Origin of the sequence: Streptomyces sp. NRRL S-455 (assembly GCF_000717875.1) — a bacterium.
Lineage (GTDB): Bacteria > Actinomycetota > Actinomycetes > Streptomycetales > Streptomycetaceae > Streptomyces.
Window position 1 is genome coordinate 475,893 of sequence record NZ_JOCT01000001.1, and the last position, 15,688, is coordinate 491,580.

Genomic DNA, 15,688 nt, shown 5'->3' on the forward strand with positions numbered 1-15,688 from the left:
GCGGGTGGCCGTGTGAAAACGGCGAAACCCGCTGTTCGGGATCCCTTAACCGCGACTTTGATAAGACTCCGGATTCACACCGGCGTGCGTCGAGACTAAGCCGGAAAATCAACTCGGGCAACGTACCGATCAGTAGGCGCATTGACGCACCGACAGGTCCGTCGATTTTCAGTCGCACATGGCCAATTGAGACCCCCAAGGCCGGTTGCACGGCCGACCTTTAGTGCTATACGTTCGCTGTGAGTCGGGCGTCCGGCCCCTCTGCCAAGCCCTGAGCTGTGGCCTCCCGACTCCCGCAGGGCGGCCCGTCGACGCCGATGTCACGGGAGTACGCACAGGCGATAAATGAGCGAGGTTCGTGTGATCCTGCACACCGACAAACGCCAGGCATTACTTCGTGAGGCACAGTCCGAGATACGGGAGAATCAAGGCCGCGTCCCGGCCATGGACTTCTACACCAGAAAGCTCTCCGCCGCCTGGCGACGCGCACGCGGAACAAGGGCCTACGGGCCTGGTGAGGGCCGGGACGATATCGGGGAGTTCTCCCTCGATCGTTTCCGGGAGCTGCCCGTGACCCCGCGTGAGTCACTGAAGGCACAGCCGTTGGACTTCGCGGCCGTGACGCCCACCGAGGGCTCGAAGTACTACGAGACCACCGGCACGACGGGCCGGCCCACGCCCACCCCGCGCCTCGCCGAGGACACCATCTGGAACACCGTCTCGGTGGCCGAGGCGTGGCGTCCGCTGCTCGGAGCCGACGAGCGCGTCGTGATCCTGCTGCCGTCCGACATCGTTCCGGTGGCGGATCTGATCGCGGGGGTCTGCGAGTACCTGGACCTCGCGCACATCCGCGCCTACCCGTTCGCCAACGGCATCACCGACTGGGACCGGCTGGAGGCCATGTGGCGGACCTACCGCCCCACCACGGTCTTCGTCGCCCCCGGCGTGGCCCTGCAGTTCACCCGGCTGCTGGCGCAGCGCGGGCTGCTGGACGACCTGAGCTCCTCGGTGGACCGGCTGATGCTGCTCGGCGAGGTCAACACCGCGCCCTTCCGCACCCGGCTGGGCAGGTGGTGGAACGCCGGGGCCTTCGACGCCAGTTACGGCAGCACGGAGACCGGCACGCTGGCCGCCGCCTGCGCGCACGGCCGCCAGCACCTGCTGCCCGCCGCCACCTACTTCGAGCTGGCCACACCCGAAGGGGTCGTGCCGCTGCACGACCGGGGCGGCCACGAGCGGGGGCGGCTCGTCGTCACCCCCCTCAACGCCCACGCCAGGCCCCTGCTGCGGCTGGACACCGGCGACGAGGTGTCCGTCGGGACGGACTGCCCGTGCGGCAGTGCCGTACCCCGGATCACCGTCCACGGCCGCGCCAGTGACGGCCTGCGAGTGCGCGGCACACCGCTGTCGGTGCGGGCCGTCGAGGAGGTGGTCTACGGAGTGACCGACGCCACCGGCTATCTGTTGGAGGTGGACAGCGAGGGTACCTACGCCCGGCTGCTCCTGGAACGCGGCGTCGGTACCGGACGCGACCGCGAACCCGAGGAGTGCCGGCGCGTCCAGGCCAGGTCCGAGGAGTTGCTCGGGCTGCGCTGGGACGGGGTGGTGTTCGTCAACTCCCTGCCCGCCAACACCAAGAGCGGCGCCTCGCAGAAGAGCTGGAAGCGGTCCAACATCAGGGAAGTGGAGGTCGCGCGATGACCACCACCGTGACGAGCACGGCCCCCCGCGCGCCGCAGGGGCGGGGCGTGTCCGGCGGGGAACCCGACCTGTGGTGCACCTACGCCGCCGTGCGGACCCTGGCCTGGCTGGACCGCACGGACAGCGTCACCGACCCGGACGGCACCGCCGCCTATCTGGCCGGCCGGCGCAACACCGACGGCGGTTACGCCTGGAGCCGGGGCATGCTCTCCGACGCCTGGGCGACCTTCTACTGCACGCAGGGGCTGCGCGACCTGGGCCGCCCGGTGCGCGACGTCGAGGGCACGGCCCGCTGGCTGGAGCGCACCTGGTCCGGCGACGCCTACGCGATGCTCCCGGGGCAGGCCCCGGACGTGTGGGCCACCCACTTCTCCACCCGTTCGGCGGTCGAGCTGTGCGGCGGCCCGGTGCCCGACCGTGCCCGCCTGCTGGACTGGCTGGGCCGGCTCCAGTGCGCCGAGGGCGGCCTGAGCTGGTCCCCCGAGGACGCCCGGCGCGGCAAGGCCGACGTACGGGCCTGCTACTACGGGGTGATGGCCTGGCGGGCCGCCACCGCGGGCGGCGCCTCGGGAGCCCCGCCGTGGGACGAGGAGGCGCTCGTCGCCTGGCTGCGCGCCCGCCAGGGCGAGGAGGGCGGCTTCCGTTTCGCGCCCGCCGCCGAGGTGCCCTGCCTGTGGGCCACGTACCGGGCCGTGGGCGCGCTCGCGGCGCTCGGCCGGGCCCCGCGCGATCCCGACGGCTGCCACGCCTGGGTCATGGGCCTTCGCGGCCCGTCCGGTGCCTTCGTGCGCTGGGAGGGGTACGACGTCGAGGACGTGTGGGCCTCCTTCTGTGCCGTCGGCACCCTCAAGGCGCTCGGTGCGCCGCTCTCGCCCGTCGCCGACGCCGTCACCGCCCGCCTCGCCGAACTGGCCTGCCCGGGCGGCGGCTACACCTACCGGGAGCCGCGGGACGCGGCGGACGCCCTGTCCACGGCCGCCGCCGTGCTCTCGGCCGGCCCGGCCTCCCCGCGCCCGGCGGAGGTGCGCTGGCTGGAGGGCTGCCAACTGCCCAACGAGGGCGGCTTGATGTACATGCCGGGCCGGGGCAGCGAGGTGCGCTGCACCCTGTGGGCCCTGGCGGCCGGAGCGTTCGCCGAGGACCGGGCGGCCCGGCGCCGGATCGCCGGCTGGCTGGCCGAACTCCAGAACGCCGACGGTGGGTTCGGCTACTGGGAGGGACGCGGGTCCGACATGGTGTCCACGGCCGCGGCGGTGGAGACGGCGGCCCTGCTCGGCGGGCCGGACGGACTCGGTCTTGACCTCGCCGGTGTGCTGTCCTTCGTCGAGTCCTGCCGCGTCCCCGACGGCGAGGCGCACACGTACGGCAACGTGCCCGGCTCCCAGCCGGGCCTGCGCCCCGCGCTCCAGGCCCAGCGCGTCCGGCTGCTCCTCGGCCCCGGGCCGGCCGAGTCCGCCGAGGCCCGCGACGCCGTCGAGGTCCTGCTCGCCCGCCATCGGGTACGGAGCGGCGGATACGCGGGCGAGGGCAACCGCGTCCCCGACCTGCTGTCCACCTACGAGGCGGTGCTGGCCGCCGACCGGGCCGGGCTCGCCCTCGACACCGGACACGCCGGCGCGTTCACCGACCGGGTGCGCGGAGCCGAGGGCACCGCGTGGAGCCCGCTGGCCCCGGGCGGCGGAGGCCCGCTGGCCGACTGTCTCGGAACCCTCCTCGCCCGGCGCCTGACCGCGGGGCCCGGCACGCTGCCGGCCCTCGCCCTGTCCTGAATCACCCGGTTCCCGAACCGCGAGCCTGATACGCCGTCCCGGAGGCCTCGTGCCCACCATCACCATCCGTACCCCCGAACTCCCCGTGCCCCGCCGCCGCGCCGTCGCGCTGCGGATCACCCGCTGGCTCACCGCCCAGGGCGTCCAGGCCGGTCACGTCGTCGTCCGCTTCGAACCCACCGGGGACGGCACCGTCTTCTCCGGCGGGATGCCGGTCGAGGCCCTGCCGTACGAGACGGACGGAACCGGCCCGCAGCACGCGTCGGTGACGTGCTGTGTGGGGCCCGACCGTGACGACACCTTCCGCGACGGGCTCGCCCGCTGCGTCACCGAGGCACTGGGCGCGGACGCCCGGACGCCCTTCTGCTACCTGGAGTTCCGCCCCACCTCCCCGTCCGACGTCTACCTCGGCGCGGGAGAAGGGATGACCAGGGCCGACGGCACGGCCGTGGGCCCCGCACCGGCCACCGCCGGCTGAACGCCTCTTCCTCTCCCCCTCCGAACGACTGTTCCACCGGCAAGGAGTACGACGATGACCACGACCGTCCCCTCGACCGAAGAGATCCACGACCGCACCCGGTCCGTCCTGGCCACCCGTATCGGCGACGCCTTCACCGACGTCCCCTCCGACGCCGACCTCCAGAAGGCCCTCGGCGAGCGCTACGACAGCCTCACCGCGATGGAGTGCATCTCCGCCGTGGAGGGCGAGTTCGGCATCGAGGTGGACTTCGTCGCCGACGACGTCCGCTTCTGGTTCTCCAGCGTGGAGCGGATGGTGCGCTTCACCCACGAGCGTCTGGAGGACTCGGTGGCCCTCGGGCACGGGAGCTGACCGTGCCGGACATCGCCTTCGCCACCTCCGGCAGCACCGGCCCCCCGGTGACCTGGATGCGCACCGAGGCCCAGTTGCGGGCAGAGGTGGAGCTGGTGCACGAAGCGGTGCTGGGTTCCGCCCGGTTCGGCCGCGTCGTCTCCTACGCTCCCCCCGGCCACCTCTACGGGCGGCTGTACGGGCGCGAGCTGCCACGGCTCCAGGACGTCCCGGTGACCGGGCTCTGGGACGAGCCGCTCACCGTGCCTCCGCTCGAGGACGGCGTTCCCACCCTGCTGATCTGCCTGCCCTCCACCTGGCAACTGCTCGCCCGGCACCTTCCGGCCCTGGCGCGGCACGGCCGGGTGACGGCCCTGCACAGCACCGGTCCGGCCACCCCGGCGGCCCACCGGGTGGCCGGACGCCTCACCGAGGCCGGCTTCCGGGCACACGAACTGCTCGGCTCCACCGAGACCGGGGCCGTCGCCCACCGCCGGATCGCCGGCGAGCACACCGACGGTCTGCCCTGGCGTCTGCTGCCCGACGTGGAGGTGCTGCCCGGGGCCCCCGCGGACGACAGCGGCACCGCCCGGCGACTGCGGGTCGCCAGTCCCCGGCTGGCCCGTCGGCCCGGCACCGAAGTACCCCCGGAGGGCTGGGAGTTGCCCGACCTCGTGGCACCGGCGGGCCCGCGCGCCTTCCACCACCTGGGGCGCGCCTCCCGACTGGTGAAGGTGAACGGGGTGCGCTGCGACCTGGCGCGTGTGGAGGAGATGGCCCGGGCCCGCTGCCCGGGGCTGGACCTCGTCTGCGCGCCGGTCAGCGACCCGGTCCGCGGAGAGCACTACGAGGTGTTCTACGCCGGTCCCGCGACGGTCGACCCGGTAGCTCTGCGCCGGCAGCTGGGCCGGCTGCCCTCGGGACTGCCCGCGCCGCGCGCCGTGCACCGCGTTCCCCGTATCCCCCGCAGCGCCACCGGCAAGGTCCTCACCACCGAGCTCACCGCCACCGCCCGCCCCGCACAGGAGGCCGAGCATGTCTGACGCCACCGTCGCCACAGCGCACAGCACCCCCACTCCTCAGGAGGCCATCACCGGCTACGCGCGGCAGGCCCGCTGGACCACCGCACCCGAGGCACCGGCACCCGGCACGCCGATGGCGTTGCCGCTGCCGGAGCGGGTGACGGCCCGTGCCCGGGGCGCCCTGGGCGCCGAGGAGTGGCGTACCGCGGAGGCCGCCTGGTCCGACCTGGCGGACGCCCGCTACCGGGCCTGCGTCCAGCGCGCCCCGCTCGGCCCGGACGCCCCGCCCGTGCGGGTGGGCGTGAAGGACACCGTCGACGTGGCAGGCTTCCCCACCAGGCTGGGTCTGCGCGGCCACCGTCACCACGCCCGGGTCTCGAACCCCGCGATCGCCGCCCTTCCGGGCGGCCTCGCGGCCGTGACCGCCAAGGTCGTCACGACCGAACTCAACATCGGGGTGGGGTCGGAGTGCGTCAACCCGTACGCTCCGCGGATCGACCCCGGCGGGTCCAGCACCGGGACGGCCGTCTCCGTGGCCGCCGGCATCTGTGACCTCGGCCTCGGCACGGACGTGCTGGGCTCGGTGCGCTGGCCCGCCGGTCAGTGCGGGACGGTGGGCCTGCGGATGACGCACCGCACCTCACTGCTGGACGGGGTGTTCCCGCTCTCCCCGCCCATGGACGCACTCGGCTGGGCCACCCGCAGCGCGGCGGACCTGGCGTACCTGTGGCCGCTCCTCGGACTCGACCGGCTCGGCGCCCAGTACCCGGCCGGCCAAGGTCCGTACCGGATCGGCGTCGTCGCCAACGTCGACGGACCCGAGGGCACCTGCGGGCCCGTCATGCGCCAGGCGCTGGACGCCGCCTGCGGGCTTCTGGAAGGGGGCGGTCAGCGGCTCGGCCCGGTACGGCTCGACGACCTGTGGGCGCTGCGCGGGCCCGCGTGGGAGCTGTGCGCGCGTCAGGCCTGGGACGCCTACCAGCTGTGGCGGCCCTGGGTGCCCGCCGACCTGCACGAGACCACCCGAGGAGCCCTGGAAGTGGGCGCGAAGGTCCAGGACGACCGCTACGCCTGGATCCTGGAGCGCCTGGCGCACACCCGCGCCACCGTCGAGGGCGACTTCGACACCGCGGGCGTGGACGCCTGGCTGCTCCCCCTGGACCCGGCCGCGCCGCCGGACCTCGCCACCGCCGACGCCCGGGTGTCGACCATCCCGGCGCCGGGAGATCCCGACTACGACCTGCGCGTGGCCTACACGCCGCTGGCCAGCTTCGCCGGGCTGCCCGCGCTCACCATGCCGGTCGCCCGGGACGAGCGCGGCGCGCCCCTGTGCGTGCAGCTCATCGCCCGCCGCGACCACGAGCCGCTGCTGATCCGGCTGGCCGGGCTGCTGGAGGACGCGGTCGGCCCGCTCGGATTCACCCCCGGGTAGGGCCTGTTGCGAAAGTGCCGGCTGCCGCGCGACGCCCGGCACGCCGAGAGCACGCAACGGACGCCGCGCGGCCGCCCTCCGGGCGACGAGGCCGCTTTCGCAACAGGCCCTGGACCGGTGCGCCCGCAGACCCGCCGACGTCACGACAGGACGACGGAAGGCACCGACGGCCCTCCCCCGCTCATCCGACGACAGCCGATCACCCGGCACCTCGGTGGAGGCCTGCCGGCCCGCGGCAGCGCACCAGGACTGACCCGTCCCGGCTCCGGTCCGGCGCCCGCCGCCGCGGACACCCACCACGCGGCTGCCGTGTGACGCCGGAGCCGGACCGGGCACCGGGATCCGCCCGCTCCCCGCACCCCACCCGCTTCCCCGGCCCGGCCCTGACGCCGGACGCCGACCCGCCCCATGGAGGAAGACCATGACCGCCACGCGCCTGCTGTTGCCGGCCCGTGCCCTGCAGCAGCCCGAATGGGCCTCGCTCGACGAACTCAAGGACGTCCTGCGCTCCCTGGAGGCCAAGCCCCCGCTGGTGGACGCCACCGCCTGCGCCGACCTCACCGCCGAACTCGGGCGGGCCGCCCGTGGTGAGGCCTTCGTGCTGCAGGCCGGGGAGTGCGCCGAGCGGTTCACCGACGCCGATCCCGAGACCGTCCTCGCCAAGGCCGACGAACTGCACGGCCTGGCCGACGAGTTCACCGATGCCGTCGGCCTGCCCACCGTCCGGATGGGGCGGATCGCCGGGCAGTACGCCAAGCCGCGCTCGAAGCCGACCGAGACCCTCTCCGACGGCACCGTGCTGCCGGTCTACCGCGGGGACGCGGTCAACGCCCCCGAGCCCACCCTGGCCGCGCGCACCGCACTGCCTTCCCGGCTGCTCCTGGCCCACCGGAACGCCGGTACCACCCTGAGCACCCTGCTCGAGAGGGACATGGGCCTGGCCGGGCGGGCAGCGCCCCAGCGCACCTACGCGGGACACGAGGCGCTGCTCCTGGAGTACGAGCAGGCTCTGGTGCGCCCCGACGGGGACGGGGGCCGCTACGGCTCCTCCGGCCACTTCCTGTGGATCGGTGACCGGACCCGTCAACTCGATCACGAGCACGTGCAGTTCGCCGCGTCGATCAGCAACCCGGTCGGCGTCAAGATCGGCCCCGGGGCGCCGCCCGAGGAGGTGCGCACGCTGGTGCGGATGCTCGGCGACCCGAACCGTCCGGGCAGGCTCTCCCTGATCGTGCGCATGGGGCGGGACCGCATCGACCCGGGCCTGACCGCGGTGCTGAGGGCGCTCGGTGACGAGGCCGCCGGTGTGACCTGGATCTGCGACCCGATGCACGGCAACACCCGGGTCAACGGCGCCGGGCAGAAGACCCGCGTGGTCCGCGACGTCATGGCCGAGATCGAGGGCTTCGTGTCGACGCTGCACGCGCACGGGCTGCGCCCGGCCGGTCTGATGCTGGAGACGGCCCACGGTCCGGTCACCGAGTGCGTCGACACGGCCGGGGAACTGGCCTCGGCCACGCCGCTGCCCCGCTACGAGTCGGCCTGCGACCCGCGGCTCAGTCCGCGCCAGGCCCGTGAGGTGGTGACCCGCTCGGCGGCACTGCTGTGAGGCGCCGGTCCGGTTGTCCCGCCGCGCCCGCACGCGCACCGCCGGGACGCTCCGCGACAACCGAGAACGCCGAAGAAGAGAAGCCAGCGCACCAGAGAACCAGAGAACCAGAGAAGGGGACACGAACCCATGGAGTTCCGCCGGCTCGGCCGGAGCGGCCTCGTCATCAGCGAGATCGCCTACGGCAACTGGATCACCCACGGTGCCCAGATCGACGAGGAGGCGGCACATGCCTGCGTGCGGGCCGCACTCGACGCGGGCATCACCACCTTCGACACGGCCGACGTGTATTCCGAGACGCGGGCCGAGACCGTGCTCGGCAAGGCGCTCGCGGGGCAGCGGCGGGAGGGCCTGGTGCTCGCCACCAAGGTCTGCCACCCGGTGGGCCCCGGCCCCAACGACCGCGGCCTGTCCCGCAAGCACGTCGTCGAGGGCTGCGAGGGCTCGCTGCGCCGCCTCGGCACCGACTACGTCGACATCTACTACGCGCACCGCTACGACCCGGACGTGCCGCTCGAGGAGACCATGCTCGCCTTCGCGGACCTGGTCCGCTCCGGCAAGGTCCTCTACGTCGGCGTGAGCGAGTGGACCGCCGAGCAGATCAGCCGCGCCTCCGGTCTCGCCAGGGAGCTGCGGGTCCCGCTGGTCGCCAGCCAGCCCCAGTACTCCATGCTGTGGCGGGTCATCGAATCGCAGGTCGTCCCCGCGTGCGAACGGGAGGGACTGGGCCAGGTCGTCTGGTCGCCCCTCGCGCAGGGCATCCTGAGCGGGAAGTACCTGCCCGGCGCGGCGGCGCCCGCGGGCTCCCGGGCGGACGCCGAGGCCGGCAAGGGCTTCCTCGACATGCTGGTCGGCCACTGGATGAACGACGAGGGGGCCCTGCGGGCCGTTCAGGAGCTGGCCCCCGTCGCCTCCGACCTCGGGCTGACGATGAGCCAGCTGGCGATCGCCTGGGTCCTGCAGAACCCGTCCGTCTCGGCGGCCATCATCGGCGCGAGCCGCCCCGAGCAGGTCAAGGAGAACACCGCGGCCTCCGGTGTGCGGCTGGAGCGGCCGGTGCTGGATCGCATCGACGAGATCCTCTCGGCGTACATCGTGCGGGACCCGGCGAGGACGGGCTGATCTCGGCCCCGGGAGACGGGGAGCCGAGGAAGGAGGGACGGACGGACGAGGAGGGGAGCAGACGGCGTGGACGGCACGGACGGCAGGGCCGGTGTACCGGAGTCCGGCAGGCCGGGGCCGGCCGGGAGCGCGGTGATCGTGACCGGCGGCAGCCGCGGGCTGGGCCGGGAGACCACGCTGCGGCTCGCCGCGCAGGGGTGCGATCTCGCCGTGTGCGGTCGTGACGCGGCCTCGCTGGACACGGTCGCCGAGGAGGTGCGCGACCGGTACGGGCGCGTCATGCACACCGAGCGGCTCGACGTACTCGACGAGTCCGCCCTCGCGGCGTTCGTACGGACGTCGGCCGCCCGGCTCGGCCGGGTGGACGGTCTGGTGACCGTCGCGGGCGGAGCGCGCGGCGGGGACCTGCGCGCCACGGAACCGTACGACTGGGACCAGACGTGCCGGCTCAACGTCACGCACCCGGCGATCGCGCTGCGCGAGGCCGCCGATCACCTGGCGGAGGCAGGGGGCAGCGCCGTGCTGGTCTCCTCGGTCTCCGGCTGGAAGCCCGCCCCGCCCGCGCAGTACGCGGCGGCCAAGGCGGCCCAGATCCACCTGGCCGCGTCCCTGGCCCGGGAGCTGGGGCCGCGCGGGATCCGGGTCAACTGTGTCTCGCCCGGCTCCATGCTGATCGAGGGCAAGGGCTGGGCCAGGCTCCGGGACGAGAACCCGCGGGCCTACCGCGAGTTCGAGAAGGAGTTCCCCGGCGGCCGTCTGGTCGATCCGCGGGATGTCGCCGAGGTGATCGCCTTCCTGCTCTCGGACCGGGCACGGGCCGTCAACGGCGCGAACATCCCGGTGGACGGCGGCCAGAACGCGCCGAGCGCGTACGGCTACTGATCCGGAGCTGTTTCCCGGTCCGGGGGCGCCCGGGCCGGGTCCGGCCATGCTTCCGGTCTGGTTTCCGGCCGGGCTCAGCCGTGTCCAGGCTGGTCCAGGCCCTCGTGCCCCACATGGGAGACCCCCCGCACCTTCAGCTCGTCCTGCACGTCGTCGAGCAGTTCGCGCAGCAGTTCGGCGAGGGCTTCCCGCCGCTCCGGGCCCAGGCGTTCCAGGAGCTGTGCCTCGCGGGCGAGCACCCGGTCCACCGTGCGCTCCACCAACTCATGGCCGGCGGGGGTCAGTTCGACCAGGACAGCGCGGCTGCGTCCAGGGGCGGGCCGACGGGTGACCAGGTGGTCGCGCTCGGCGCGGGCGACGCGCTGGGAGATGGCGCCCGCGGTGACCAGGGAGTGCACGGCCAGGTCCCGGGTGCTCATGGTGTAGGGCGGCCCGCTGCGGCGCAGCACGCTGAGCAGGTCCAGGGTGGCGGGGTCGACCCCGGCCTCGGCGAGCACCCGCCTGCGGTCGTCGCCGAAGTGCTTGGCGAGCTGCCAGATCCTGGTGACCACGCCGATGGAACCCACCGGCGTCTCGGGGCGCTCGCGACTCCAGGCGGCCGCGATGGCGTCCGCCGGGTCGTCCCCCGTCGGCCGGTGATCGCTCTGTTCCGGTGTCCTCATGAGGCCTGTCCTTCACTCAGCTGCTACATTTAGATCTGAATTTAGCGCTAAACATATGTCGGTGCTTCGGCGCACCCCGCACGACCAGCGCACCTTCCGACAACGAGTGGTGATATGCGCACAGTGACAACGAAAGCGAGTCCGAAGGCCGGAGCCGGGGCCTCCACCGCGACCGGTCCTCCCCGTGCCACCGGGCGGGACTGGGCGGGACTCACCGTGGTCCTGCTCGCGATGTTCATGAGCCAGATCGACATGTTCATCGTGAACGTCGCGGCTCCGGGGATCCAGGCGGACCTGAACGCCGGGTTCGGCCAACTCCAGTTCGTGATCGACGGTTACGTGATCGCCTACGCAGCGGGCATGGTAACCGCCGGCCGGCTCGGCGACCGGATCGGCCGCAAGCGCACCTTCCAGTACGGGGTGGCCGCCTTCACCCTGACCTCCCTGTTGTGCGCCCTCGCGCCCAGCCCGGTCACCCTGATCGCGGCCCGGGTGCTCCAGGGCCTGTCCGCCGCGGTGATGACACCGCAGGTGCTCTCGCTCATCCGTGCCCTCTTCGTGCACGAACGGGACCGTGCCCGTGCGGTCGGCGCCTACGGGGCCTCCATCGGCGCGGGCGTCATCGCCGGCCTGGTCGGCGGAGGCCTGCTGCTCGACCTCGACGTGGCCGGTCTGGGGTGGCGCATGATCTTCCTGATCAACGTGCCGATCGGCGCGGCGATCCTGTGCGCGGCCGTGCCCGCCGTCACCGAGAGCCGCAGCGCCGACGTGCCGCGACTCGACATCGTCGGCGCCGTCTTCACCGCCGTACTGCTGCCCCTGGTGCTCATCCCGCTGATCCTCGGCGGCGAGCACGGCTGGCCCTGGTGGACGTACTGCTGCTTCGCGCTCAGCGTGGCCGGCGCCTGGGCCTTCCTGCGCTGGGAGCGCCGCGCGGAGTCCCGGGGCGACGACCCGCTGCTGCCGAGCCGGCTGCTGCGGGCCAAGGGCTTCCCGCTCAGCATGGGCACCGTCCTGCTGTTCTTCTCCGGCAACGCCGGGCTGTTCCTGGTCCTCACCTACCACCTCCAGTCGGGCCTCCGACTGACTCCGCTGACGGCGAGCCTGGTCTTCGTGCCGCTCGGCCTCGGGTTCATCGTCGCCTCGGCGGCATGCCGCGGGCTCGCGGCCCGGTTCGGCATCGGGGTGTCGGTGTCGGGCGGCCTCGTCATGGCGGCCGGTCTGGTCGCCGTGCCCGCGACGACCGGCCTGGACAGCACGAGCCAGGCGATCGGGCTCGCGGCGGTGATGGGCGTCTCCGGGTTCGGGCAGGGCCTCGTCGTGGCCCCTCTGGTGGACACCGTCCTGTCCCGGGTCCACCCGGACGACGCCGGTGCCGGATCGGGTGTCCTGAACACCGTCACCCAGGCGGGCATGGCCTTCGGCGTAGCGGTCATCGGGGCCCTGTACCGCGGCTTCCTGGGCACCAATCCGCAGGAACCGGGTCCGGGCACCGGCCTGTCCGAGTTCGCCGGCGCGTTCGACCTCACCGCGTACGTCCTGGCGGCCCTCGCCGTCGCCACCGCACTGCTCGCGCTCCGGCTGGGGCGGGTGCCCGCGGGCACGGATCCTGCGGTGGGTGCGCGGCCCGACGGTTCCGAAGGCCTTTCCGACGGCCCCGCCGTGGGCCCGGACCAGCCCACCGGCGCCGCGACGGACCGCTGACCGCTGTCCGCGCCGGGCGTTCGGACGTCGACCACACCGTCCCCTGGCCGGTCCGACCGAGGGGCGGAGCGCGCTTCCGGCACGCGATGGCCCTGGCGGTGTGCCAGGGCCGGTAGCCGCACCACGGCCCGGTGCGCACACCACCCAGTGGTGCACCGCGCCCCGAAGGCGCACCACAGCCACTGCGCCACATCCGTGGGCACACCCCAGCCACTGCGCCACATCCGTGGGCACACCCCAGCCACTGCGTCACATCCGTGGGCGCGCCACACCCCTGCACGTGCCACGGCCCCGATGCGCGCCCGGCCCGGCGGTATACCGCGCGGGCCCCGGCGGCGCGCCGCGCGGCCTCTCCCCCCACCGGGACGGGCCCGGGCCCGACGGCCCGGCGGGTCCGGGCCGCCGGGTCCGGTGGCCCAGCAGGCCGGCGCTCAGGCGTCGCACCAGGCGCCGCCCGCTCGTCAAGCGTCGCCGTACGCCTCTCCGCCCGGTTCGAACCCGGCCGTGCCGGCGGTCGTGTCGGCGAGCCAGGCGCGGAAGGCCTCCACGTCGGCGTCCGGGAGCGCGATCTCTATCGTGACCGCCTCCCCGTAGCGCACGTCCCGCACCTCGCGCCCGGTGGTGCGCAGGTCGTTCTCGAGCCTGCCGGCTCGCTGGTGGTCGACGGTGACCGTGGCCAGGCGGAACCTGCGGCGGGTACGTGTGCCGAGGGTGTCGAGGGCCTCGCCGACCGCTCCGCCGTACGCCCTGATGAGCCCGCCGGCACCGAGTTTGACTCCGCCGAAGTAGCGGGTGACGACGGCGACGACGTACCGCATGTCACGGCGCAGCAGCATCTGGAGCATGGGGACGCCCGCGGTGCCGCCGGGTTCGCCGTCGTCGCTCGCCTTCTGGACCGAGGCGTCGGCGCCGATGACGTAGGCCCAGCAGTTGTGGTTGGCGTCCGCGTGCTCCTTGCGGACCGCGGCGATGAAGGCCTGGGCCTCCCGCTCGGTGGCCGCCGGGGCGAGGGCACACAGGAAGCGGGATCGGTTGACCTCGGTCTCGTGCACGCCCGGACGGGCGACCGTGCGGTATTCGTCCTGCATCCGGCCAGCCTAGAAGGCTCATGACCCGGACCTTCGAAACACCCCCTGGTCGCCACCCGCGACGCCCCGGGTCAGCCGGATCCGCCGAGGCCTCGGCTACGAATGAGCCACGACCTCGCCCGCCGTGACCTGGGGCGGATTCGGCAGCAGCTCGGCGAGGTGGTCCCGTACGAAGTCCCCGGCCCTCCCGGTCGACTCCTCGGCGCCGGCCCGGTCCTGGAAGACACTGGTCGACACCATCACCCCGTCACCGGCGTCGACCCAGTAGTAGGCCACGAAACCCTGCACCTCGCGCAGGAGCGGCACGAACCCCTCCGCCACCCGGCGTCCCGCCTCAGCCGGGTCGGTCACCCCTTCGTACCGCCGGATCACTGCGTGCATGGCTGGTCTCCTCATGGATCGCGGGGCCGTTCGTCCCAGACGGCGTACCCGCCGCGGCGCCCACCCCCAGCGCGAGACGGGCGCAAATCACCGGAAAGGCCTCGTGCCCGTGGGTGACCCGGGCTACGTCTTCGCGCCCCGGGGCACCATCACGGACGTGAGCAGCGCGCCGGCGGGGCCGAGGGCCCGCCAGGTCGAGCCGTGCCAGGACAGGACGGCGATCGCCGCGGTGGGGAATTTCGTACGGACCCGCTCCAGGTTGTCGTCGAGACCGTCCCCGGCGAGCGCCAGGACCAGCTCCTCCAGACCGGGGTTGTGGCCGATCACGAGCAGCGTCCCCACCTCGGCGGGCACCTCCCGCACGACGGCCAGCAGACCGGCCGGGGTCGCGGCGTACAGGCGCCGGTCGGTGCGGACCGGTGGCGGTGTCCCCCACTGGGCGGCGGCCAGGTCCCAGGTCTGGCGGGCGCGCAGGGCGGTGGAGCACAGCGCGAGGTCCGGCAGGCAGTCGGCCTCGGCCAGGGCCCGTCCGGCAGCGGGGGCGTCGCGGCGGCCGCGCGGGGCGAGCGGGCGCTCGTGGTCGGTGACGTCCACCGGCCAGGCGGACTTGGCGTGCCGCAGCACGACCAGGCGGCGCAGCGGAAGCGCTCCGGTGCGGTCGGTCATGACGATGCTCCCAGGTCGCGGGTGAGGTCGAGGCCGAGGAGCCGGTCGGCGTAGGCGTACGTCTCGAAGCGGGCGCCGTCCGGCAGCTCCGGCTCCGTCTCCACCTGGCGCAGTACGTCCAGCACCCGGGGGACGTCCAGGTCGTCCTGCCAGGCGTCCCGCAACCGGCCGCGCACCTCGTCGGGGACGGGCCGCGAGGGCCGCCTCGCCCAGCGGGCGACCGCACCGCGCCACCGGGCGAGGGTGGTGCGGGCCTCGTCGAGGACGGCCGCCTCCAGCCGTACGGGCGTGTCGTGGTGCCGGGTGAGCAGGGCGAGGCGCAAGCCGGCGGAGTCGGTGTCGTCCAGCGGGCCCGGGTCCTCGGGGCGTACCGGGGCGACACCGATCCGCACGCCGTCGGTCGCCTCCCCGCCCTGGACGGCCACATGAATGATCTGGGCCGCGCCCAGCCCGGCGCTCGCGTCCGTGCTGTCCTCGAACGGCCGGACGCCGAGCGTCGCGGCGCCCGCTCGCAGCTCCGGCTGGTGCCGCCCGCCGGTCAGCAGGGCCCACACCGGAGTGCCGTCGAGTTCCAGGGCCCGGACGAGCACGTCCGCGACGAGCAGCACCCTCAGGTTCGTCGTGTCGAAGCCGGACGCGTGCACCTCGACACGGGTCAGGCCCCGGCGGGCCGGGGCGGCGTCGACCGGCTCGCCGGTACGGGCGTCGATGATGCGCAGCACGATGCGAGCGTAGGCGGGCGGGCACGCACATGCGGGCACGTTCGACGATTTCGGGCCACCGTGGCGGGATTTCACCCCACCAATGGCACGGCCACGCGCTCACACCCACCGCGCCGG

General features: G+C 73.9%; 15 protein-coding genes. 10 read left to right on the top strand and 5 right to left on the bottom strand.

Annotation, left to right across the window (positions count from 1 at the left end):
• Positions 1-345 precede the first annotated feature (345 nt).
• From IE97_RS0102135 to IE97_RS0102175, 9 genes are all read left to right on the top strand, one after another.
• A complete protein-coding gene (locus IE97_RS0102135; protein WP_234323971.1) occupies positions 346-1,701 on the top strand; it encodes a phenylacetate--CoA ligase family protein in 1,356 nt (451 codons plus the stop codon).
• Positions 1,698-3,470 carry a prenyltransferase/squalene oxidase repeat-containing protein gene (locus IE97_RS0102140; RefSeq protein WP_030147453.1) on the top strand — a complete coding sequence of 591 codons (1,773 nt, stop codon included), beginning with the start codon at positions 1,698-1,700 and terminating at the stop codon, positions 3,468-3,470. The genes IE97_RS0102135 and IE97_RS0102140 overlap by 4 nt, the downstream gene beginning before the upstream one ends.
• A 49-nt stretch (positions 3,471-3,519) precedes the next feature.
• On the top strand, positions 3,520-3,948 hold the full coding sequence (locus IE97_RS0102145) for a hypothetical protein (RefSeq protein ID WP_030147454.1): 429 nt from the start codon (positions 3,520-3,522) through the stop codon (positions 3,946-3,948).
• A 54-nt stretch (positions 3,949-4,002) separates the two neighbouring features.
• Positions 4,003-4,302: an acyl carrier protein gene (locus tag IE97_RS0102150; protein ID WP_030147455.1), complete on the top strand. Its 300-nt coding sequence runs from the start codon at positions 4,003-4,005 to the stop codon at positions 4,300-4,302.
• A 2-nt stretch (positions 4,303-4,304) separates the two neighbouring features.
• Positions 4,305-5,324, top strand: coding sequence for an AMP-binding protein (locus tag IE97_RS0102155; RefSeq protein WP_030147456.1), 1,020 nt, complete (start codon positions 4,305-4,307; stop codon positions 5,322-5,324).
• Positions 5,317-6,735 (top strand): amidase, encoded by a 1,419-nt coding sequence (locus IE97_RS0102160; protein WP_030147457.1) that lies wholly within the window; start codon positions 5,317-5,319, stop codon positions 6,733-6,735. The genes IE97_RS0102155 and IE97_RS0102160 overlap by 8 nt, the downstream gene beginning before the upstream one ends.
• 421 nt (positions 6,736-7,156) lie before the next feature.
• Positions 7,157-8,344 carry a 3-deoxy-7-phosphoheptulonate synthase gene (locus tag IE97_RS0102165; protein ID WP_030147458.1) on the top strand — a complete coding sequence of 396 codons (1,188 nt, stop codon included), beginning with the start codon at positions 7,157-7,159 and terminating at the stop codon, positions 8,342-8,344.
• A 129-nt stretch (positions 8,345-8,473) separates the two neighbouring features.
• The gene (locus IE97_RS0102170; protein WP_030147459.1) at positions 8,474-9,466 is read left to right on the top strand and encodes an aldo/keto reductase family protein; all 993 of its coding nucleotides are present in this window, start codon (positions 8,474-8,476) and stop codon (positions 9,464-9,466) included.
• 66 nt (positions 9,467-9,532) lie between these two features.
• On the top strand, positions 9,533-10,348 hold the full coding sequence (locus IE97_RS0102175) for an SDR family NAD(P)-dependent oxidoreductase (RefSeq protein WP_030147460.1): 816 nt from the start codon (positions 9,533-9,535) through the stop codon (positions 10,346-10,348).
• 74 nt (positions 10,349-10,422) lie between these two features.
• On the opposite strand, the gene IE97_RS0102180 is transcribed toward IE97_RS0102175, so the two are convergent.
• Positions 10,423-11,010: a MarR family winged helix-turn-helix transcriptional regulator gene (locus tag IE97_RS0102180; protein WP_030147461.1), complete on the bottom strand. Its 588-nt coding sequence runs from the start codon at positions 11,008-11,010 to the stop codon at positions 10,423-10,425.
• Positions 11,011-11,124: 114 nt separating this feature from the next.
• Here IE97_RS0102180 and IE97_RS0102185 point away from each other — a divergent pair, with 114 nt between their 5' ends.
• The gene (locus IE97_RS0102185) at positions 11,125-12,714 is read left to right on the top strand and encodes an MFS transporter (protein ID WP_234331772.1); all 1,590 of its coding nucleotides are present in this window, start codon (positions 11,125-11,127) and stop codon (positions 12,712-12,714) included.
• 461 nt (positions 12,715-13,175) lie between these two features.
• Here the strand turns inward: IE97_RS0102185 and IE97_RS0102190 are convergent, their stop codons facing one another.
• The 4 genes from IE97_RS0102190 to IE97_RS0102205 form a co-directional block, all read right to left on the bottom strand.
• Complete coding sequence (locus IE97_RS0102190; RefSeq protein ID WP_030147463.1) at positions 13,176-13,802, bottom strand: YigZ family protein; 627 nt, start codon at positions 13,800-13,802, stop codon at positions 13,176-13,178.
• Between the two features lie 96 nt (positions 13,803-13,898).
• Positions 13,899-14,183 (bottom strand): hypothetical protein, encoded by a 285-nt coding sequence (locus IE97_RS0102195; protein WP_030147464.1) that lies wholly within the window; start codon positions 14,181-14,183, stop codon positions 13,899-13,901.
• 123 nt (positions 14,184-14,306) lie between these two features.
• Positions 14,307-14,849: a SixA phosphatase family protein gene (locus IE97_RS0102200; RefSeq protein ID WP_030147465.1), complete on the bottom strand. Its 543-nt coding sequence runs from the start codon at positions 14,847-14,849 to the stop codon at positions 14,307-14,309.
• Positions 14,846-15,571 carry a hypothetical protein gene (locus tag IE97_RS0102205; protein WP_030147466.1) on the bottom strand — a complete coding sequence of 242 codons (726 nt, stop codon included), beginning with the start codon at positions 15,569-15,571 and terminating at the stop codon, positions 14,846-14,848. The genes IE97_RS0102200 and IE97_RS0102205 overlap by 4 nt, the downstream gene beginning before the upstream one ends.
• Positions 15,572-15,688: the final 117 nt, after the last annotated feature.